At 62.1% G+C, this 20,599-nt stretch carries 22 protein-coding genes; 11 read left to right on the top strand and 11 right to left on the bottom strand.

Features of this window, described 5'->3' with window-relative positions:
* The first annotated feature begins 18 nt into the window (after positions 1-18).
* Positions 19-1,041, top strand: a complete 1,023-nt coding sequence (locus DXH78_RS15370) for an MBL fold metallo-hydrolase (protein ID WP_115518516.1) — start codon at positions 19-21, stop codon at positions 1,039-1,041.
* Positions 1,042-1,205: 164 nt separating this feature from the next.
* Here DXH78_RS15370 and DXH78_RS20270 read toward each other — a convergent pair whose 3' ends face one another.
* Positions 1,206-1,331 carry a hypothetical protein gene (locus DXH78_RS20270; RefSeq protein ID WP_283805640.1) on the bottom strand — a complete coding sequence of 42 codons (126 nt, stop codon included), beginning with the start codon at positions 1,329-1,331 and terminating at the stop codon, positions 1,206-1,208.
* A 516-nt stretch (positions 1,332-1,847) separates the two neighbouring features.
* Here DXH78_RS20270 and dusA point away from each other — a divergent pair.
* Positions 1,848-2,849 carry a tRNA dihydrouridine(20/20a) synthase DusA gene (gene dusA / locus DXH78_RS15365; protein WP_115518105.1) on the top strand — a complete coding sequence of 334 codons (1,002 nt, stop codon included), beginning with the start codon at positions 1,848-1,850 and terminating at the stop codon, positions 2,847-2,849.
* A gap of 40 nt (positions 2,850-2,889) precedes the next feature.
* Positions 2,890-3,720: a sulfite exporter TauE/SafE family protein gene (locus tag DXH78_RS15360; protein ID WP_115518104.1), complete on the top strand. Its 831-nt coding sequence runs from the start codon at positions 2,890-2,892 to the stop codon at positions 3,718-3,720.
* An 11-nt stretch (positions 3,721-3,731) separates the two neighbouring features.
* Here the strand turns inward: DXH78_RS15360 and DXH78_RS15355 are convergent, their stop codons facing one another.
* From DXH78_RS15355 to DXH78_RS15345, 3 genes are all read right to left on the bottom strand, one after another.
* The gene (locus DXH78_RS15355; protein WP_115518515.1) at positions 3,732-4,229 is read right to left on the bottom strand and encodes a TIGR02281 family clan AA aspartic protease; all 498 of its coding nucleotides are present in this window, start codon (positions 4,227-4,229) and stop codon (positions 3,732-3,734) included.
* Between the two features lie 211 nt (positions 4,230-4,440).
* Positions 4,441-4,629 carry a DUF1289 domain-containing protein gene (locus DXH78_RS15350; protein WP_245416895.1) on the bottom strand — a complete coding sequence of 63 codons (189 nt, stop codon included), beginning with the start codon at positions 4,627-4,629 and terminating at the stop codon, positions 4,441-4,443.
* A 111-nt stretch (positions 4,630-4,740) separates the two neighbouring features.
* Positions 4,741-6,336 carry a sensor histidine kinase gene (locus tag DXH78_RS15345; RefSeq protein ID WP_115518103.1) on the bottom strand — a complete coding sequence of 532 codons (1,596 nt, stop codon included), beginning with the start codon at positions 6,334-6,336 and terminating at the stop codon, positions 4,741-4,743.
* Between the two features lie 189 nt (positions 6,337-6,525).
* Between DXH78_RS15345 and DXH78_RS15340 the strand changes: the two genes are divergently transcribed.
* Positions 6,526-7,137 carry a glutathione S-transferase family protein gene (locus tag DXH78_RS15340; protein ID WP_115518102.1) on the top strand — a complete coding sequence of 204 codons (612 nt, stop codon included), beginning with the start codon at positions 6,526-6,528 and terminating at the stop codon, positions 7,135-7,137.
* 142 nt (positions 7,138-7,279) lie between these two features.
* Positions 7,280-8,023 (top strand): MBL fold metallo-hydrolase, encoded by a 744-nt coding sequence (locus DXH78_RS15335; RefSeq protein ID WP_115518101.1) that lies wholly within the window; start codon positions 7,280-7,282, stop codon positions 8,021-8,023.
* A gap of 79 nt (positions 8,024-8,102) precedes the next feature.
* Here the strand turns inward: DXH78_RS15335 and DXH78_RS15330 are convergent, their stop codons facing one another.
* A complete protein-coding gene (locus tag DXH78_RS15330) occupies positions 8,103-8,285 on the bottom strand; it encodes a hypothetical protein (RefSeq protein ID WP_115518100.1) in 183 nt (60 codons plus the stop codon).
* A gap of 168 nt (positions 8,286-8,453) precedes the next feature.
* Positions 8,454-9,326 carry an NAD(P)-dependent oxidoreductase gene (locus DXH78_RS15325; RefSeq protein WP_115518099.1) on the bottom strand — a complete coding sequence of 291 codons (873 nt, stop codon included), beginning with the start codon at positions 9,324-9,326 and terminating at the stop codon, positions 8,454-8,456.
* Between the two features lie 239 nt (positions 9,327-9,565).
* Here DXH78_RS15325 and DXH78_RS15320 point away from each other — a divergent pair, with 239 nt between their 5' ends.
* The 4 genes from DXH78_RS15320 to DXH78_RS15305 all read left to right on the top strand — a co-directional run bounded on the left by DXH78_RS15320 (position 9,566) and on the right by DXH78_RS15305 (position 13,851).
* A complete protein-coding gene (locus tag DXH78_RS15320; RefSeq protein WP_115518098.1) occupies positions 9,566-10,702 on the top strand; it encodes an Mrp/NBP35 family ATP-binding protein in 1,137 nt (378 codons plus the stop codon).
* A gap of 188 nt (positions 10,703-10,890) precedes the next feature.
* A complete protein-coding gene (locus tag DXH78_RS15315) occupies positions 10,891-11,979 on the top strand; it encodes a TRAP transporter substrate-binding protein (RefSeq protein WP_115518097.1) in 1,089 nt (362 codons plus the stop codon).
* A gap of 61 nt (positions 11,980-12,040) precedes the next feature.
* Positions 12,041-12,430 carry a type 2 periplasmic-binding domain-containing protein gene (locus tag DXH78_RS15310; protein WP_168192850.1) on the top strand — a complete coding sequence of 130 codons (390 nt, stop codon included), beginning with the start codon at positions 12,041-12,043 and terminating at the stop codon, positions 12,428-12,430.
* A gap of 335 nt (positions 12,431-12,765) precedes the next feature.
* Complete coding sequence (locus DXH78_RS15305) at positions 12,766-13,851, top strand: TRAP transporter substrate-binding protein (RefSeq protein ID WP_115518095.1); 1,086 nt, start codon at positions 12,766-12,768, stop codon at positions 13,849-13,851.
* Between the two features lie 81 nt (positions 13,852-13,932).
* Here the strand turns inward: DXH78_RS15305 and DXH78_RS15300 are convergent, their stop codons facing one another.
* The 5 genes from DXH78_RS15300 to DXH78_RS15280 all read right to left on the bottom strand — a co-directional run bounded on the left by DXH78_RS15300 (position 13,933) and on the right by DXH78_RS15280 (position 19,137).
* On the bottom strand, positions 13,933-15,747 hold the full coding sequence (locus DXH78_RS15300; protein ID WP_115518094.1) for a TRAP transporter large permease: 1,815 nt from the start codon (positions 15,745-15,747) through the stop codon (positions 13,933-13,935).
* A gap of 27 nt (positions 15,748-15,774) precedes the next feature.
* Complete coding sequence (locus DXH78_RS15295) at positions 15,775-16,377, bottom strand: TRAP transporter small permease subunit (protein ID WP_245416894.1); 603 nt, start codon at positions 16,375-16,377, stop codon at positions 15,775-15,777.
* Between the two features lie 225 nt (positions 16,378-16,602).
* Entirely contained in the window at positions 16,603-17,643 is a 1,041-nt protein-coding gene (gene moaA / locus DXH78_RS15290; protein ID WP_115518093.1) for a GTP 3',8-cyclase MoaA, read from the bottom strand.
* Positions 17,644-17,837: 194 nt separating this feature from the next.
* Positions 17,838-18,329 (bottom strand): hypothetical protein, encoded by a 492-nt coding sequence (locus DXH78_RS15285; RefSeq protein ID WP_115518092.1) that lies wholly within the window; start codon positions 18,327-18,329, stop codon positions 17,838-17,840.
* A 133-nt stretch (positions 18,330-18,462) separates the two neighbouring features.
* The gene (locus tag DXH78_RS15280) at positions 18,463-19,137 is read right to left on the bottom strand and encodes an HAD family hydrolase (protein ID WP_115518091.1); all 675 of its coding nucleotides are present in this window, start codon (positions 19,135-19,137) and stop codon (positions 18,463-18,465) included.
* A 169-nt stretch (positions 19,138-19,306) separates the two neighbouring features.
* Here DXH78_RS15280 and rpiA point away from each other — a divergent pair, with 169 nt between their 5' ends.
* The gene (gene rpiA, locus DXH78_RS15275; protein ID WP_115518090.1) at positions 19,307-20,014 is read left to right on the top strand and encodes a ribose-5-phosphate isomerase RpiA; all 708 of its coding nucleotides are present in this window, start codon (positions 19,307-19,309) and stop codon (positions 20,012-20,014) included.
* A gap of 15 nt (positions 20,015-20,029) precedes the next feature.
* The gene (locus DXH78_RS15270) at positions 20,030-20,554 is read left to right on the top strand and encodes a DUF2059 domain-containing protein (protein ID WP_115518089.1); all 525 of its coding nucleotides are present in this window, start codon (positions 20,030-20,032) and stop codon (positions 20,552-20,554) included.
* Positions 20,555-20,599: the final 45 nt, after the last annotated feature.

The following is a 20,599-nucleotide window of genomic DNA, read 5'->3' as shown; positions in this document are numbered from 1 at the left end:
GACCAAGAGGCGGTGCCAATGCTGGAATTTCCGTTCCCTGAAGTTCCTGCCGCCGGCGAAGTTGTCGCGATTGCGCCTGGGATTCTGTGGGCCCGAATTCCACTGCCGTTTCGACTGAATCACGTCAATATCTATCTGATCGAGGATGACGGCGGTTGGGCCGTTGTTGACACAGGTATCGCCGATGAAAGAACACGCGGGGCATGGCGAGCCCTTCTTGCCGGTCCTCTGGCGGGCAAACGGTTGACCAAGTTAATTGTAACCCACTTCCATCCTGACCATATCGGTCTTGCCGGGTGGCTGTGCCAGGAATTCGGCATCCCGCTGCTCACAAGTCAGACTTCATACCTCGGCTGCGTCAATATATCGCTTAGCCAGGCTGCGTTGGAGGCTAAGCCCTATCGCGATTTCTATCTGAGACATGGGATGGCGGACGAGGCGGCGACCCTCGTCAGTACGCAAGGCCAGAAGTATCTTCGAATGGTCACGCCCTTGCCGCTCACTTTCATGCGTTTGGTTGCGGGTGACACTTTGCATCTCGGTGGTCGAAGCTTTGCGGTGCTTTCCGGCAATGGGCATGCCCCGGAACAGACGATGCTTTACTGCTCCGAAGACAATATCTTTCTCGCCGCTGACCAGGTGCTCGCCAAGATCACGCCGAATGTCAGTGTATCGGTCGTCGAGCCGGAAGGCGATCCGCTTCGTCTCTATTTGCGCTCGCTCAAAGCAATCGTCCAAGATGTTCAGCCGGATGCTCTTGTATTGCCGGGGCATCAATTGCCGTTCCGGGGGCTGCACCTGCGCTGCGAAGAAATAGCATCACATCATGCGGAGCGCTGTAGCCTTATTCTGGAGGCATGTCGTGTCCTGCCCAGATCGGTGGCCGAGTTGGTGCCCGTGATATTCAGCCGTAATCTCGACGCGCACCAGATGAGTTTTGCTTTCAGCGAGGCACACGCCCATGTCAATTATATGCTGAGACGCGGTGAACTCGTGTGGGAGGAGACAAGAGGCAAAGTGCGGCGCGTTGGCGCTGTGTAGACTTGTTAATGTTGTCTGCGCCCCGGGCCAATGGTGGCGGCACCTCTTCCCTCGATGAAGGGCAAGCCTGGTGCGCATTCATGGCGACAAGTGCCGGTCTCGTCGTTTCAACCTCGCGATGTCGAACGATCTTCTGATGCCCTTGCTTGATCTGGATCGCTATATCAGCGGCAACTCGTCGCTTCGGTGCAGAACAACTTGGCCAGCATCGCCTCCTCCGCGGCATTGAGGCGCAGGCCCGAGCTTGCGGCGGCGTCCATCTCGGGCGCCTCGGGCAATGCGAGTTTCATCTTTGACCGGCCCTGTTGGGTGGGGGCACCGGATAGCTTCTGAACCATCGGATCCAGCATATCCGGGTGTAACTGTGGCGGCCGCTACACTGCTATACTGTTGCGTTCCGATGGGTGTGCCATTTAATTCGTCACGGTGCTCCGCCCGGTAAGGTGCGGGGCCACTGATTGCGGGACACTACTGCAAGATGCGATTGCGGATCGCGGTGAATAGCGGATGTCGGGCCGTTTCATATCGGAGCATTCTGCATTCAAACAATTGATGATGGAGCCGACGCGTTGGCGGGCGCCAAGTTACATCGGCAACTGTTTGCATGCCAACTTCAGTCGTACTGCCGGCGTACCGCAGACGCGGTCGCGAAAGCGGCGCTGCAAGCAAAGCGTTTCCGCCTCGCGCTTGGTAATCTCCCGCCTTGTTTGAGGACTCTCTGCCCCGTATAGGCTTTAGAGGCGTCGTTACAACTGCATATTGTCATGCGGTCCTGCTCAATAATTGAGCGTCGAGCAAGTCACTAAATGATTGATATTAATAGAAAATTTTGCATCGCTCCAATGATGGATTGGACGGACCGGCATTGCCGGTTCTTCCATCGGCTCATGACGCGCCGGGCGCTGCTTTATACCGAGATGGTGACCACCGGCGCCGTCATTCATGGCGACCGGCAGCGGCTCCTCGGTTTCGACCCCGCCGAACACCCGATCGCGCTGCAGCTTGGCGGCAGCGATCCGGCGGCGCTGGCAACAAGTGCCAGCATCGGCGAGGGCTTCGGTTACGACGAGATCAATCTGAATGTCGGCTGCCCGTCTGATCGGGTCCAGGAAGGCCGCTTCGGCGCCTGCCTGATGCTGGAGCCGAAGCTGGTGGCTGACAGCGTCGCGGCGATGAAGGCTGCGGTGAAGGTGCCGGTCACGGTCAAATGCCGCATCGGCGTTGACGACCAGGACCCGGAACAGGTGTTGTTTGATTTTGCCCGGCACGTGAAGGATGCGGGGGCCGATGCGCTCATCGTCCACGCCCGCAAGGCCTGGCTGAAAGGTCTGTCGCCGAAAGAGAACAGGGAAGTCCCTCCGCTCGACTACGCCATCGTGCATCGGCTGAAGGAGGCGCATTCCGATTGGCCGATCGTGCTCAATGGCGGGCTCGCCAGCCTTGAGCAGGCGCACGCCAATCTCGGCAAACTCGACGGCGTCATGCTCGGCCGTGCCGCCTATCAGGAGCCGTGGCAGCTCCTCGGTGTCGATCCGCTGTTCTATGGCGAAGCCGCGCCTGTCGCATCGACCAAGGAGGCGGCGCTGGCGCTCATTCCCTATATCGAAGAGGAGATGGCGAAGGGCGTGCGGCTCAATTCCATCACCCGTCATGTGCTGGGCCTGTTCCGTGCCGTGCCGGGTGCGCGCGCCTTCCGTCGCCACCTCTCGGTCGAGGCGGTGAAGCCGGGCGCCTCCGCGGCGGTCATGGCTGATGCGCTGGCACTGCTGGTGGACTCTTCCGCGGATATGGCGCACATCGCCGCCTGACGCTTTTTTCGATCCTGCCCCGCACCCCTGCGGCATCTTCATGGTCCTCGGCTATCCCATCAATGAACTGATCTGGCTGGCGCTGCTGATCCTCGCGGGCGGTGTCGTCACCGGTTTTCTCGCCGGCCTGTTCGGCGTCGGCGGCGGCGGCGTCATCGTGCCGATCCTCTACGAGGTATTCCGCTTCATGGATGTGCCCGCGGATCTGCGTATGCAGCTTTGCGTCGGCACCTCGCTGGCGATCATCGTGCCGACCACCTTGCGGTCCTATTCGGCGCATCAGAAAAAAGGCGCGGTGATCCCGGGCTTGCTGCGGCTGTGGACGCCCGCGGCGCTTGCCGGCATTCTCATCGGCGCGGCTGCAGCGTCTTTCGCGCCCGCCGTCGTTTTCAAGATCGCCTTCGTGACGTTCTGCGCCTTGATGGCCACGAAGATGCTGGCCGGCACCAACCGCTGGAATATCGGCACCGAGTTGCCCGGCCGCGTCGTGCTGTCGTTTTACGGCTTTGCCATGGGCGCGCTGTCGTCATTGGTCGGCGTGTCTGGCGGCGGTTTCTCGACGGCGATCCTCACCCTCTACGGCCAGCCGATTCACCGCGCGGTGGCGACGTCCGCCGGTCTCGGCGTACCCATCACCATCGCGGGCACCATCGGCTACATCATCGCCGGCTGGCCGCATATGGGCGAACTGCCGCCGTTGTCGCTCGGCTTCGTGTCGCTCCCGGGCTTCGTGCTGATGGCGCCGGTCGCCAGTTTCATGACAACCTACGGCGTGCGGCTCGCTCACGGACTGTCGCGCCGGAGCCTGGAAGTGGCGTTTGCCTGCTTCCTGCTGCTGGTCGGCACGCGGTTTTTGATCAGCCTTTTCTAGTTTGCTCGCAATTACGGCGTGCCGCGCATGCGCAGCTTGTTGCCACGCACTTCCCAGCTGTCGAGCCGGTTGAGGAAGCTCATGCCGAGCAGTGATTGTTTGAGCTGGCCTTCTTTCGCCACCAGCGCCGGCACTGAACGTTCGATTAGTCCGCCGACGACGACGCGCTCCAGCGTCACCGGCGCCGCGCGTGTGCGGCCGTTCGCGGTATCGACATTGACGGTGTAGCTCAGCACTTCGATCGGCAGGCCCGAGGCTCTGGCCGCTTCTTGTGTCAGCACCACCGACGACGCACCGGTGTCGATTACCATCGGCACTCGCGCGCCGTTGACATGGGCGGTCAGCGAGAAATCGCCATCGCTGCCGCGCACCACTTCGGCGTCCTGGCCGTGGCGCGCCACGTAGCCGGGTATCACTTCGGCGACGACGCGGTCGCCGACGTCACGCAGTTCGAAGCGATAAGTATAGCCGACGATCAGCAGCAGGCCGACGACCAGCCAGAATGCCATGGCCTCGAAGGCCTTCGACAGCCGCTCGCGAAACGTCACCAGCAGCAGGCCGCCGGCCGAGACCAGCAGCGCCGCCTTCAGGCCGAGCGCGCTCATGTCGTGGCGCAGCAGGCTGGCGATCGGATCCCGGTCCTGCGAGGCGACCAGTGCCGCCAGCGACAGCGCCACGCCGAACACGAAAATCCAGGTGATGCGGCGGCTCACGGCGCGCTTATCCGGCGAGTTTTTGCGAGGCATTGAAAGCGGCAAGGCGTTCGGAAAGTTCGTTCATGATGCGCCGGCGCTCGGCCGGCACCATGCCGGCCCAGGCCGCGATTTCGTCCATCGTGCGGCCGCAGCCCAGGCACAGCCGGCGCTTGACATCGAGTGTGCAGATCTTGACGCAAGGGGTTTCGATCATCGCGGATTCTTCGCATGGGGCGGCGACGCACTTGCCCCGGAACATAGAGACGCTTTGCCGGAACGCAATCGCGGATTGGCTGCGGCGGCCGGCTCTTCAGGCGAATAATTGTCACGTCCCGGCGCGGAACAGGGGCCGCTGGCGCAGGCGGCGGCGCTCGTCGTCGTTGAGGATGCGCTCGCCGGGCACGGGTTCGTGCGGCACAATCGATGGCGCCGGCTCTGTCATCGGCGCCATGGCGGCGACCACGCGCTCCGGCGGGAAGGTGACGATCACTTCGGTGCCGATGCGCAGCTTGGAGCGCAGCGTGAACGTGCCACCGTGCAGATCGACGAGACTCTTGGCGATCGGCAGGCCGAGGCCCGCGCCCTGTTCGGCGGACTTGATCGAATTCGAGCCTTGGCCGAACGACGCCAGCACCACCGGAATTTCCTCTTCCGGAATGCCGGCGCCCGTATCGGTGCAACTCATGTACTGGCCGCCGGACGCGGTCCAGCCGACCTTGAGCCAGATGTCGCCGCCTTGCGGCGTGAACTTGATGGCGTTGGACAACAGGTTGAGGCAGATCTGGCGGATGGCGCGTTCGTCCGCCCACAGCCGCGGTAGGCCTTGCTCGTAGACTTCGTGCAGATTGATGCCGCGGTTGGTGGCGCGCAGCTTCAAGAGATGATGGCAGTCCTCAACGATGCCGACCAGCGACACCGACTCTTCGTTGAGTTCGTAGCGGCCGGCCTCGATGCGCGACAGGTCGAGAATCTCATTAATGAGGCCGAGCAGATGCACACCCGAGGAATGGATGTCGGCGGAATATTCCTTGTAGGCGGCGACCGAGTGCTCGCCGAACACTTCGGTCTTCATCACTTCGGAGAAGCCGAGAATGGCGTTGAGCGGCGTGCGCAGCTCGTGGCTCATTTGTGCCAGGAAGCGCGACTTCGACACATTGGCGGCTTCGGCACGCTGGCGTGCCTCGTCGGAGATCATCTTGGCTTGCTCAAGTTCGCCGATCAGCGCGTCTTTTTCGGCGCGCGCTTCGAGCGTCGCCAGCGTCGTCGAATAAAGCCGGTAGGCTAGGATCGCGAAATAGCCCTGAGCCGACACCGCCATGATGGCGAGGATATAGTCGCGTAAGGTGCCGAGCAGCGCGAAGTTGAGCGCGATCGCTGCTGTCACCGGGAAGGTCGCGGCAAAGGCGGCAATCGGCAGGCTGGAGGCGAGCATGCTCGACACCGCCACCACCAGCAGCATCACGAACAGCATGAACGTGCCGGACGACTCATCGGAGCCAAGCGGCTTGATCAGCACGAACATCCAGGCCAGACCGTAGAACAGGTCGAGCATGATGAAGCGGAAGCGCCAGGCCCGCGTATCCACCGTCGAGACCGGCGCGTCCAGCAACTGCCGGCACTTGGTCACGATGACCGCATGGATGACCAGCACCGAGGCTGTCCAGGCGCCGGCGGCGACCGCGCCGGTCCACAGGCTCGACAGGAAACCGACGGTGGCGACCAGCAGCAGGATGACGAGCGAGGCGGAGAGGCGGTTTTGGGCGTATTGGCGCAGCAATTCGACGTCGAAAACGGGCCGCGTGCCTGAGGTCGAGGTCAGGCGGTCGCGGGCGTCGCGCACATATTGCGCGGCCAGCCGGCGCTTTACCGGCGAGCTTTCCGGCGGCAGCGCGGTCAGGTCGGGTTGCTCACCAGGAATCATGGACTAAACGACGCCACCACTACGCAAAATCGATATTGGGCACCGTGGCCCAAAATTCTTAAGACCGGCCTTAAAGGATGAAAAAGCCTGGAGGTTAATGTGCGTTAACTCTTGGCTTTGACAGGCGTTGTGGCCTGTGTTCGGCTTGCACCGCACAAGAAACTCGTTCTGTCAGCCGGAAACGCTCCCATGAAGCTTTATGACGCCAAAGGCGCGCCCAATCCGCGCCGAACCCGTATTTTTCTTGCCGAAAAGGGCATCGAGCTGCCGATCGAGCAGGTCGATATCATGGCCAAGCAGCACAAGACGCCGGAGTTCACGGCGATCAATCCGCTGCAGCGCCTGCCGGCTCTGGTGCTGGACGACGGCACCGTGATCTGTGAATCGCTGGCCATCTGCCGGTATTTCGAGGCGCTGCGGCCCGAGCCGCCGCTGTTCGGGCAAGGGCCAAAGGAGATCGGCCTCACCGAAATGTGGAGCCGGCGGGTCGAGAACAACCTGTTCGCGACCGTGGCGCAGGTGTTCCGCCATCTGCACCCGGCCATGCAGGAGCTGGAGGTGCCGCAGGTGCCGGCCTGGGCCGAGGCCAACCGGCCGCGCGTTTTCGAATTTCTCGGCATTCTCGACCGGCAACTCGCCGAGCATGAGTTCATCGCTGGCGAACGCTATTCAATTGCCGACATTACCGCGCAGGTCACTGTCGATTTCATGAAGGTGCCGAAGCTTGTGGTGCCGGAGGATCTCGTCAACGTGAAGCGCTGGCACGCTGCGGTGTCGGCACGGCCCAGCGCGAAGGCTTGAAGCCAGCACCGCATCCAATCGCCTCATCCTGAGGAGCGTTGCAAAGCAACGCGTCTCGAAGGATGAGGCCGCCCCATCCTTCGAGACGCATCGCTGATGCGATGCTCCTCAGGACGAGGCGGCGAGAGCAGAGAGACAGACCATGCACCTCACCATTATCGGCTCGGGTGACGCCTTCGGCTCCGGCGGCCGTTACAACACCTGCTTTTTGCTCAAGACCGCCAAGGCGACGCTGCTGATCGATTGCGGCGCCTCGGTGCTGCCGGCTTTGAACGCGCAGAATGCCGATCGCAACGCCATTGACGCCATCGTGCTGTCACATCTTCATGGCGATCACTTCGGCGGCCTGCCGTTCTTCCTGCTCGATGCGCAGTTCCTGGCGCGGCGCGACAAGCCGCTGCTGATCGCCGGACCGCCGGGTACCAAGGCGCGGCTTGAGGCGGCGATGGAAGTGTTCTTTCCGAAATCGACCGGCTCGAAGTGGAAGTTTCCATGGCTGGTCAAGGAAATCGAGGTTGGCGTCGCTGATGATGTGCTCGGCCATTCCATCGTCACCGCTGAGGTGATCCATCAGTCCGGGGCGCCGTCGACGGCGTTGCGTCTGTCCGACGGCGAGAAGACTTTCGCTTATTCCGGTGACACCGAATGGACCGATGCGCTGTTGCCGATCGCGCGCGGCGCCGATCTGTTCATTTGCGAATGCTACGGCTTTGCAGGCAAACTCAACGGTCATCTGACGTGGGAAGTGCTGCAGCCGCGTCTTGGCGATCTCGGCGCCAGGCAAACCATGGTCACGCATATGAACCCGACCATGCTGTCACGCCTCGACGAAGTGAGGGCGGGCGGCGTGCTGATTGCGGACGACGGCTTGACGATGGCGTTTTAGTTCTGTCGCGCGGCTGGAGCGCCGGCGACGTCCGGAGGCGTCGCTTCCGCATTCGAATTGTTCATGCGGGCCACAGGCTTCAATAAAACCCGGACTGCCCGGCGCGTTTGAGATGGCGCAGGTCTTCCGGCTTCGGCGGCGGCAGTTTTGGCTCGGTGATCGAACGGACGATTGAGCGCACGATGTAAATGGCAATCGCGATGATGGACGCGAACAAAGCTAAGATTTCGACGAACGCCATGGTGGAGTAGATGAAGGCCATGGCCGTGCCCTAACGGCTGCGGCGCCAGGTGGCAAGTGCCCCAGGCGCAGGGCTGGCTTCTCTCCGTCATTCCGGGGCGCACCGCAGGTGCGAACCCGGAATCCAGTCGTATGAGAGCGTGGCTGGATTCCGGATCGCCGCTGTCGCGGTGTCCGGAATGACGAAATATTACTTCCGCTCCAACCTTGCCAGCAGGCTCGACGTATCCCAGCGGCTGCCACCCATCTTCTGCACGTCGGCGTAGAACTGATCGACCAGCGCGGTGACGGGAAGGGTCGCGCCGTTCTTGCGCGCTTCAGCCAGACAGATGCTCAGGTCCTTGCGCATCCAGTCCACCGCGAAGCCGAAGTCGAACTTGCCGGCATCCATGGTCTTGTAGCGGTTCTCCATCTGCCACGACTGCGCCGCGCCTTTGGAAATGGTGGCGATCAGCTTCTCGATGTCGAGGTCTGACTTCTTGGCGAAATGCAGCGCTTCCGCCAGTCCCTGAACGACACCGGCGATACAGATCTGGTTGCACATTTTGGCGAGCTGGCCCGAGCCGGGCGCGCCCATCAGATTGCAGGCGCGCGCATAAGCATCGATCACGGGCTTGGCCTTGTTGAAGATGGCCTCGTCGCCACCGCACATCACCGTGAGTGCGCCATTTTCGGCGCCGGCCTGGCCGCCCGACACCGGGGCATCGATGAAGTCGAAGCCGGTCTTCCTGGCTGCGGCGTAAAGCTCGCGTGCGATTTCGGCCGAGGCGGTGGTGTGATCGACGAAGATCGTGCCCTTGCCCATGGCCTGGAAGGCGCCGTCCTTGCCGAGCGTGACGTCGTGGAGGTCGTTGTCGTTGCCGACGCAAGCCATTACGAAGTCCTGGCCCTTGGCGGCTTCGGCCGGCGTCTTGGCGAACTTGCCGCCGAACTGGGCGGCCCATTTCTCGGCCTTGGCGGTGGTGCGGTTATAGACGGTAACGTCGTGGCCGCCTTTGTTCTTCAGGTGCCCCGCCATCGGGTAGCCCATGACCCCCAGGCCCAGAAAAGCAACCTTCGCCATTGCACATCCTCCCAACTGTCCGGTGACCCGGCTATTTTGACAATCTGGATCGAAATACTGCGGTCCGGCCGACCGGGCCGCGTTCCCGGCCCATAGGTCATTGTCGGGGTGCGCCCGTCAACCGTCTAGGTCCGCCGGCTATGAGGCTGTGGGGTCTCTTGCATCGGCGGCGGCAAACGGCCAAATGGCGGTGAGACAAGACCCTGGAAAGGGTCCAGGCGGCGAAAAAGGGAACGATCATGGCGGTGAGCAAGGACGAAGTGCTGGGCGCGCTGGCGAAGGTCCGTTCGCCCAATGGTGCCCCGCTCACCGGCGAGAAGGTGCTGTCCGACATCGTCGCCACCGACGGCAAGGTGTTCTTCTCGATCACCGTGGACGCCGCGGCGGTGAAGGCCTGGGAGCCGGTGCGCGCGGCGGCCGAAGCCGCGGTGCGTGCTCTGCCGGGTGTCACCTCGGCGCTGGTCGCGCTCACAGCCGAGAAAGCCGGGAAGGGCCCGGCGCCCGCGCATCAGGCGCAGGGTCACAATCACGGCCACAATCACGGCCCGGCCAAAGCGGCTTCTGGTGCCCAGACCGGTATCCCCGGCGTCGATGCGGTGATCGCGGTCGCCTCCGGCAAAGGCGGCGTCGGCAAATCGACCACTGCGGTCAATCTCGCGCTCGGCCTTGCTGCGCTCGGCCTCAAGGTTGGCCTGCTCGATGCCGATATCTACGGCCCGTCGATCCCGAAACTGCTCAACATCAAAGAGAAGCCGGAGACCCTCGGCGGCACCCGCCTCAAGCCGATCGAGCGCTACGGCCTCAAGGTCATGTCGATCGGCTTCCTGATTGACGAAGAAACACCGATGATCTGGCGCGGTCCGATGGTGATGTCGGCGATTACGCAGATGTTGCGTGAAGTCGAGTGGGGCAAGCTTGACGTCATGGTAGTGGACATGCCGCCGGGCACCGGCGATGCCCAGCTTACGATGGCGCAGCAGGTGCCGCTCAAGGGCGCTGTGATTGTCTCGACGCCCCAGGATCTGGCGCTGATCGACGCCCGTCGCGGCGTTGCCATGTTCAAGCGCGTCAACGTGCCGGTGCTCGGCGTCGTGGAGAACATGAGCTACTTCCTGTGCCCGCAATGCGGCACGCGCTCCGACCTGTTCGGCCATGGCGGCGCGCGGCACGAGGCCGAGCGGCAGGGCGTACCGTTCCTCGGCGAAGTTCCACTGCATATGACGATCCGCGAGAAGTCGGACGCGGGCCTCCCTGTCGTCGCGACCGAGCCGGACGGCGTCCACGCCAAGCTCTACCGCGACATCGCCGCCAGGGTTTTGGAACAAATCAAAGGCGGGCCCTCGCGTAGCGCGCCGAAGATCGTCATCGAGGCGTGATCCATCCCGGGGACCTAGACGAAAGTCTAAACGTGTACTGCATCGCTGCGACAATGATGCCGCGCATGCTTGCAATGCAGCCATGACGCTGGTCAGCCCTGTGACGAAGGGTTAGCAGGCGCGCAAGTAATCGCCGTTTCGCGGCGGTGAAAGCTGCAAAAACTTTCGCAAAAAACGGAGAATGTGGAATGAAACGCCGACAATTTTTGGGAGCGGCAGGCGTGGGCCTTGCCGCGAGCGCGGTTGCCGCGCCGGCCATCGCCCAGTCGAGCCCCGACCTGAAGTGGCGCTTGACCTCGAGCTTCCCGAAGTCGCTCGACACGCTCTACGGCGCGGCCGAAGTGTTCGCCAAGGCCGTGGCCGATGCGACCGACAACAAGTTCCAGATCCAGACTTTCGCCGCGGGTGAAATCGTCCCCGGCCTGCAGGCCGCGGATGCGGTGCAGAACGGCACCGTCGAAATGGCGCACACTGCGTCTTATTACTATGTCGGTAAGGATCCGACCTTCTCGCTGTTCACCGCACAGCCTTTCGGTCTGAACACGCGCATGCAGGCGTCATGGATGGCGTTCGGCGGCGGCGAGCAGCTCGCCAATGACTTCTTCAAGAAGTACAACTTCCTCGCCATTCCGTGCGGTAACACGACCTGTCAGATGGGCGGCTGGTTCCGCAAGGAGATCAAGACCGTCGAGGATCTCAACGGTCTGAAATTCCGCATCGCCGGTTATGCCGGCAATATCTTCAGCAAGCTCGGTGCGGTGCCGCAGCAACTCGCCGGCGGCGACATCTATCCGGCGCTTGAAAAGGGCACCATCGACGCGGCGGAGTGGGTTGGTCCCTACGACGACGAGAAGCTCGGCTTCGTCAAGGTTGCGCCGTTCTATTACTATCCGGGTTGGTGGGAAGGCGGCGCCATGCTGCACAACTTCATCAACCTCGATAAGTGGAATGCGCTGCCGAAGAACTATCAGGCCATCGTGCGTGCCGCCTCGGCGCAGGCGAATGACTGGATGATCGCCAAGTACGACAACGCCAACCCGCAGGCGATCAAGCGTCTCGCCGCCGGCGGCGCGCAGCTTCGTCCGTTCCCGCAGCCGGTGATGGAAGCCAGCTACAAGGCGACGATGGACACGTACGCCGAAACGTCGGGCAAGAACGCCGACTTCAAGAAGGTCGTCGATTCCGTCATCGCTTATCGCGGCGACTCGTATCAGTGGTGGCAGGTGGCCGAACTCGGCTTCGATGCCTTCATGGTGCGCATGCGCCAGCGCGGCTAACCACGGTGCCGGTGGGCAGGCTGTCCGCCGATAGTCGATCCTTCAGAAGCCTCCGCCCAAATTGGGCGGGGGCTTTTTTCGTTGCAGCGGGGCCTTGTTTCATTGTGATTTGATTGCTGGATTTATCGCCCGCCCGGGCTGGTGGGAAGGTGGCACGCCGAACCATCTTCTGATCAATCAGGCGAAGTGGAACGAACTGCCGAAGAATTGCCAATCAATCATCGTCGTCGTCGCCGGCGCCGCGAATATCGAACAGACGGCGCGGTATGACGGGCGCAATTCGCAGGCGCTTCGGCGTCTGGTCGCCAATGGTGTGCAGTTGCGGCCGTTCTCGACGGAGATCATGGACGCGTGCCTCAAGGCGTCCAATGAAGTCAACGCCGAGGAGTCGGCCAAGAACGTCAACTACAAGAAGGTGCTGGCCGATATGGAAGCCTACCGTAATTTATGAATACCTGTGGTGGCAGGTCGCCGAGCATACCTATGAAAGCTTTATGATCCGGTCACGGTCGAGAGGTTGAGGGCGAGGCTGGTTGCCCGAAAATCAATCAGCCGGACTTACGCAGAAGCGACTGGACAGGGCCGACCATCAGCGCCGGCCCTGTTTATTTGGTAGGCACCGGCTCCGGCACCCAGCGTGTTAACTTTCGGGCGATTTAACCAATGGGGGGCTGGATTTAGGTCGCGGTCTCCGCCATGTTTGGAACAAGCCCCCGGTTAAGTGGGTGCATGTGCGGGTAGTCCGGGGGCTCCCGCAATTTAAGTGACATTGGGAGGATACTAGTAATGAAACGTCGTCAGTTTATTCAGGCGGCCGGCCTGGGTGTAGCCGGTGCAGCAATCGCGGCGCCCGCGATTGCCCAATCGAACCCCGAAATCAAATGGCGCATGCCGGCGAGCTGGCCGAAATCGCTCGACACCATCTATGGCGGCGTCGAAGTGATGTGCAAGGCGGTCTCGGACGCCACCGACGGCAAATTCCAGATTCAGCCTTTCGCAGCCGGTGAAATCGTACCGGGCCTGGCCATTGTCGATGCGGTGCAGAACGGCACCGTCGAAATCGGTCACACGGCCTCGTATTATTATTTCGGCAAGGATCCGACCTTTGGCTTCGGTACCTCGGTGCCGTTCGGCCCCAACGCCCGCCTGAACCAGGGCTGGTGGATGCAGGGCGGCGGGCAGGACGTGCTCAATGAGTTCTACAAGAAATACAACATCCGCGGCATCCTCGCCGGCAACACCGGTGCTCAGATGGGTGGCTGGTTCCGCAAGGAAATCAACACCGTTGACGATCTCAAGGGCGTCAAGATGCGTATCGGCGGCTGGGCCGGCAAGATTATGCAGAAGCTCGGCGCCGTGCCACAGCAGATCGCCGGCGGCGATATCTACCCGGCGCTGGAAAAGGGCACCATCGACGCGGCCGAATGGATCGGTCCTTACGACGATGAAAAGCTCGGCTTCTACAAAGTCGCGCCGCACTACTACGCGCCGGGCTGGTGGGAAGGCGGCTCCATGCTGTTCGCCTTCGTCAATCTCGACAAGTGGAACGCGCTGCCGAAGCACTATCAGGCGGTGCTGGAGCAGGCCGGCCACCTCGCCAACACCAACATGATGGCGAAGTACGACGCGCTCAACCCGCAGGCGCTGCGCCGTCTCATCGCCGGCGGTACCAAGCTGCATGTCTTCTCGCAGCCGATCATGGAAGCCTCCTACAAGGCGACCCTGGAGCTGCACGCCGAGACCGCAGCCGGTAACGAGAGCTTCAAGAAGGTCAACGAATCGATGATGGCGTTCACGAAGAACTCCTATCAGTGGTTCCGTCTGGCCGAGAACAGCTACGACCAGTTCATGATGCGCGCGATGAGCGCCTGATCGCCGCCATCAGGCATAAAAAGAGAAACCCCGGAGCGCAGGCTCCGGGGTTTTTTTATGGGTCCGTTTCCGGCCACGCCGCTATTTGAAGGTTGGCGGTCCGAGATCGAGCGGCGGCAGGTTGTCGAGCGCCGGCACTTCGATCTTCACGGTGTTCGGGTCGACGGTGGACATGCCCTTTTTGTAGTGCATCACCATCGATGGGAAGATGATCACCAGCGCCACCATGATGAGCTGGATGCAAACGAACGGCACCGCGCCCCAGTAGATCTGACCGGTGGTCACCGGCTCCATGCGCAGGCCGGTGACGCGATCCGTATAGTTTTCCTTCGGAGCCACCGAGCGCAGATAGAACAGGGCGAAGCCGAAAGGCGGATGCATGAACGAGGTCTGCATGTTGACGCCGAGAATGACACCGAACCAGATCAGGTCGATGCCGAGCTTTTCCGCCGCCGGTCCGAGCAGCGGAATAACGATGAAGGCGAGTTCGAAGAAGTCGAGGAAGAAGGCGAGAACGAAGACCAGCGCGTTGACGAAGATCAGGAAGCCGGTCGCGCCGCCGGGTAGCGAGGTGAGCAGGTGCTCGACCCAGATGTGGCCGCTGACGCCGTAGAAGGTCAGCGAAAACACGCGAGCGCCGAGCAGAATGAACACGACGAAAGCCGACAACTTGGCGGTGGATTCCACGGCCTGGCGGATCAGGTCGAAGGTCAGTCGGCGTTTCATCGCACCGAGGATGAGGGCGCCGACCGCGCCCATGGCGCCACCTTCGGTCGGCGTCGCGACGCCGATGAAGATGGTGCCGAGCACGAGGAAGATCAGGAACAGCGGCGGCACCATGACGAAGGTGGTCTGCTCCGCCATCAGGGTCATTAGGCGGAAGCCGGTCGTCTTCTCGATGACTGCCGCGATGACGGCATAGAGCGCGCCGGCCGACAGTGCCGCCAGAAGCAGCGCCCAGTTCTCGTGATTGTGGTGGTTGAAGTAGTACCAGGCCGCCGCCAGAGCGACGAACAGAATGAAGCTGACGTAGAAGTAGCGCGTGCCGAATACGCGGTTGAACACCGCGCACAAGAACGACACGATGACGCCGACCGACATGGTCAGGATGACGAAGTCGGCGCCGCCCCGGACATTGGTCTGGGTCATCAGCAGATAGGCGACAATGCCCGAGAACACGACCAGCACGCCGAGTTGCCAGACGCCGCGGGCGCCGCTCGGTTCGCGAAAGCCGATCGCGTCCAGCGGCAGGCCGGGCACCGCTTTCGGCTGGGCTAGGGTTACGAGGAAGATGTAACCGGCATAGAGGGCCGACAGGACAAGGCCGGGAATGAAGGCGCCTTCGTACATGTCGCCGACCGACTTGCCGAGCTGGTCGGCCATCACGATCAGAACCAGCGACGGCGGAATGATCTGCGCCAGCGTGCCGGACGCGGCGATGACGCCCGAGGCGACGCGGCGGTCGTAGCCGTAGCGCAGCATGATCGGCAGCGAAATCAGGCCCATCGAGATGACCGAGGCCGCGACCACGCCGGTAGTGGCGGCGAGCAGGGCGCCGACGAAGATCACCGCATAAGCGAGGCCGCCGCGCACTGTGCCGAACAGTTGTCCGATCGTATCGAGCAAGTCCTCGGCCATACCGGATCTTTCGAGGATCAGGCCCATGAAAGTGAAGAACGGAATGGCGAGCAACGTGTCGTTGTTCATCACGCCGTAGACGCGCTCGGGCATGGCCTGCAGAAAGTCGGGCTGGAACTGGCCGAGCTCGATTCCGATCAGCGCGAATATCAACCCGACCGCGGCCAGTGAGAATGCCGCCGGATAGCCCAGCAGCAGAAACACGACCAGCGACACGAACATGATCGGCGCCATGTTCTCGATAATAAAGGCAATCATTGTGGTGCTCCCCAGACCCGCAGGCGCTTAGCGCTGTTCTATCGCTTCGACAGTCCGTTCGACCTCGGCTTCGAGGGCGCTGATCGAACTTTCGTGCGGATCCGGAATGAAGCCGCGCATTACCGCGAGGCGCTTGATCAGTTCCGAAAGACCTTGGACGAGGAGAAGAGTGAAGCCGAGCAGGACCAGCGACTTCGACGGCCATTGCGGCAGGCCGCCGGCGTTGCCGGACTGCTCGTTGATCATGGCCGAGCGCCAGAAGAACGGCAGGCCGGTGATGATCATGATGATGCACCAGGGCGCCAGGAATAGCGCGTGGCCGACGACGTCGATCCAGTTGCGTACACGCTTCGGCATCATGCTGTTCACGATGTCGATGCGGATGTGCTCGTTGGCAAGCAGGGTCCACGGTGAGCACAGCAGGAATACGACGCCGAACAGCACCCATTGCAGTTCGAGCCAGGAGTTCGAGGAGATGTCGAACAGCTTGCGAATGACGGCGTTGATGGCCGAAACCAGAACCGCGGCCAGGATGAGCCAGGCCAGGTTGCGGCCCAGCCAGGTGGTAAAGGCATCAACGGCACGGGATACAGGCAACAGGGCTTTAAGCGTTGCGTCGAGAGCGCTCACGTTCGAATTCCCCCTCTGGCGGACCGGCGGGCCCGCGAAACTATTTTTACTTCTCTTTTATGCGCCCCACACGCATGCGGTCTACCGACCGACATGTCTGTTAAGCCAATGGAAATGCCGGCCGTCAATGGTGAAAATGTAGCCACCCCGCGATCAGCATCGGACTTTTGGCTAGCCTAAAATAGTGCCTCGATGGGCCGCCATTGGCGGCGGGCGGGGCCGGTTTCAACCGCCGGTGACGCTCATATGGCGGGCCAGTGCCGGGCGGCGCTGGCGCCGGTCGATGACAAAGTCATGACCCTTGGGCTTGCGCAGGATGGCCGCGTCAATGGCACGGTGCAGCGCCTCATCGCTTTCCGAGGCACGGAGCGGCGCGCGCAGGTCGGCGGCGTCTTCCTGGCCGAGGCACATGAACAAGGTACCAGTGCAGGTGATACGGACACGGTTGCAGGATTCGCAGAAATTATGGGTGAGCGGTGTGATGAAGCCGAGGCGGCCGCCGGTTTCCTTGACCTGCACGTAACGGGCAGGGCCGCCAGTCTGATAGTCAATGTCGTCAAGCGTAAAGCGCTCGGCAAGTCGCGCGCGCAGCATCGACAGCGGCAGATACTGATCAAGGCGATCTTCGCCGACCTCGCCCAACGGCATCACTTCGATGACCGTCAGATCCATGCCGCGGCCATGAGCCCAGGCGATCATGTCGCCGATCTCGTCTTCGTTGACGCCCTTGAGCGCGACTGCGTTGATCTTGACCTTCAGCCCCGCCGTCTGCGCGGCGTCAATGCCGGCCATCACCTTGTTGAGATCGCCCCAGCGTGTGATAGCGCGAAACTTGTCGGCATCGAGCGTATCGAGCGATACGTTGATGCGTTCGACGCCATAGCCCTTGAGTTCGGCGGCGTATTTATCGAGCTGTGAGGCGTTGGTGGTCAGCGTCAGTTCCCTGAGCGCACCGCTTTCGAGGTGACGCGACAGCGACGCGAACAAAGTCATGATACCGCGACGGACGAGGGGCTCGCCGCCGGTGAGACGCAGCTTGGTCACGCCCTTGGCGACAAAGGCGCTGCAAAGGCGATCAAGCTCTTCGAGGCTGAGCAGATCGGCCTTGGGCAGGAAGCTCATGTGTTCCGACATGCAATAGACGCAGCGGAAATCGCAGCGGTCGGTCACGGAGACGCGCAGATAGGTGATGGCGCGCGCGAAGGGGTCGATCAGCGCGCGGGGCTTTCCGAATTCGCCGGATGCGGAATCGAAGGCCGTGGACATATGGCTTCCACTGAAACTCGTTGGGGCGCCCCCCGTCTTGCCGTGCGAAGACGCCCTGGACATTCCCATATAGGCAGTTCGGTCCCCGATGACCATAGCGCCGGCTTTTGCAGCGCAGCGAACCCGTTGACGTCAAAAGCAAAACGGCGCGCCCCAGTAGGGCGCGCCGATCGAAGTTGTCAGTCTTCTGGAACTTATTGCTGCTTCGGCGCCGGCCAAGGCGACGTGCCGCCCGTCTGTGGGGCAGGAGCAGGCGCGGGAGCCGGGGCTGGAGCCGCCGGTGCGGGCTTTGCCGCGGCCGGCTTGGCCGCCGGCTTCCTGGCCTGGCTACGCGGCTTGGCGGCCGGCTTTGCGGGTGGGGCAGGGGTCAGTTCGACCATCACCGGGTTCGGCCGCAACTGCGGCAGGCTGCCCGACTGGTCGACCGGCTCGAGTGTTTCCTGCTCGCTTTGATAGCCCTGAAGCGTGAAGGTCACGGTCAGAGGCGCATCGACAGGCAGCGCAAGCGCGCAGGGCGTCTTGCAGCTCTGGCCGTTCGAAGTCTTGGCGTCGGCGCCCGGCGGTTCGGATTCGAAGCGCACGGTGTCGAGCGTCGGCCCCGGCTTCAGACCGTCTAGAAATTCCGAAGACGACGAACATCCGGCGAGGACGAGCCCGCCGGCGACAACAGCAATGACTCGGTACATTGGTTTAATCCCGGTCCACCTGAGCGAAATCCCCCGCTCTCCATTAACGAGATTAAGTGCCAGATTAAGACGTGGCAACAAGTCGCGTTCTATTAACCTTACCGCATTAACCATAACCGTGGCGAACTTTGCCTTATTTGCTGGGCGAGAGGCCCGCAATTGCTTCCGATAACTGCGCAAAATGGCTGATCAGGCGGTCCGGACTATACTCGGACACCGGCCGCTCGCTGTAACCGAAATCGACGGCGACCACGGGGAGCGCGGCGGCGCGGGCGGTGAGGATATCGGTCTCGGAGTCGCCGATCATAACGGCGTGCGCCGGGTCGCCCCCCGCGGTGAGGATCGTGCGCCGCAACACTTCCGGATCGGGCTTGGCAATCTTGAAGGTGTCCTGGCCGACAATTGCGGCGAAACGGCTCGTCATCTTGAGGGCGTCCAGCAACAACAGCGACTGCTTTTCGAACTTGTTGGTGCAGACTGCGAGGCGATAGCCACGTTCGCTCAAAGCGTCGAGCGCTTCGATGACCCCGGGAAAGGGATAGGAGCGGTCGGCCACGTGCGCGGTGTAATAGTCGACGAAGTCGTTGAACAGTTTGTCGAGGATCTGCGGCGTGACCGTGCGACCCTCCGCATCCAGTCCGCGCGTGATCATGGCGCGGGCGCCATGGCCGACGAAAGTTCGTGCTTCATCGAACGGTACCGGCGGGATGCCTTCGCGTTCGAACACGACATTGAGCGTATCGACGAGGTCGGGCGCGGTTTCGACGAGGGTACCGTCGAGGTCGAAAACGATGGTCGGGAGCTGCATGGAGCATGTCGCTAGCCGCCGGGGCGGCGCGATGCAAGGCCGAAATCCGCTTGTGATATCGGCATTTTCGGCTATCCAGCCCCGCCGTTAGGCGCTAGAAACCGCCGGACTCCGCCAAGCGCCGCCGGCTTCATTGCGGCATCAACCGAGACCAATGAGAAGCGCCTGAATGGACGCCGACGCTCAAAAACGAGCTGCTGCCGCGCGCGCGGTTGAATATGTGCAACCGGGGATGCGCCTCGGCCTCGGCACCGGCTCGACCGCCAAGCATTTCGTCGATCTGCTCGGCGAGCGCGTTCGCGCCGGTCTCAAGGTGGTTGGCGTGCCGACCTCGGAAGCCACTTTTGCGCAGGCCAAGGCCTGCGGCATTCCGCTGACGACGCTCGATGAGACACCCGAGCTCGACCTGACGATCGATGGCGCCGACGAGGTCGCGCCCGATTTCAGCATGATCAAGGGCGGCGGCGGGGCACTGCTGCGCGAAAAAATCGTCGCCTCGGCCTCGTCGAGGATGGTGGTAATCGTCGATGCCACAAAATGGGTTGAGACGCTCGGAAGGTTCGCTTTGCCTGTAGAAGTCACGCCGTTTGGCTACGGCGCGACGTTGCGGGCCATTGAAAAAGCCATTGGCACCGTGCAAAGCGGTGGACCGCTGAAGTTGCGGCAGACGAAAGACGGCCATCCTTTCGTCACGGATGGCGGCCACTGGATCGTCGATGCCGCCCTCGGCCGGATCGACGACCCGAAGGCGCTGGCTCGCGCGTTGGCGGCGGTGCCCGGCGTGATGGAGCACGGTTTGTTTGTCGATCTCGCGTCGGTTGTAATTATTGGCGGACCGGACGGTATCAAAACCGTCGAGCGCCCTGTCTCAAGCTAACTGGAGTTGAAGGCAATGAATTTCCCGGCGAGTTTCTTGCGCGGCGCCTCTTCACGCGGCCTTCGCTCGGCGATGCTGGCGGTATCGCTGCTGTTGTCCGGCCCTGCTTTGGCGCAACAGCCGAGCCCGGCGGCGCTGAAGATGGCCGGCGAAATCGTGAAGATCACCGGCGGGCTCGAACTGTTCGCTCCGATCGTGCCCGGCGTCGTCGAGCAGTCGCGACAATTCTTCGTGCAGCAGAATCCGATGATCACGAACGACATCAACGAGGTCGCGGCACAAATCCGCAAGGACTATGAGTCGCGCGTGTCGGAAGTGCATAACAAGGTCACGGAAATCTACGCCGCGAACCTCTCCGAACAGGAGCTGAAGGATATTCTTGCTTTCTATACCTCTCCGGCCGGCAAGAAATTTCTGGTCGCGCAGCCCAAGATCATCGATGAGAGCCTGAAATTCGCTCAGGAATGGGCCAATTCCCTCTCGGACGAGGTCATCGGCAAGATGCGCGAGGGCTTGAAGAAGAAGGGCCACAAGCTTTAATGAGCTTCACCCGCCAGCGCATCTGATGCGCCGATGGGCGGCGGA

The organism is Undibacter mobilis (genome assembly GCF_003367195.1).
GTDB lineage: Bacteria > Pseudomonadota > Alphaproteobacteria > Rhizobiales > Xanthobacteraceae > Pseudolabrys > Pseudolabrys mobilis.
This window is presented reverse-complemented; position numbering and strand designations above follow the sequence as displayed.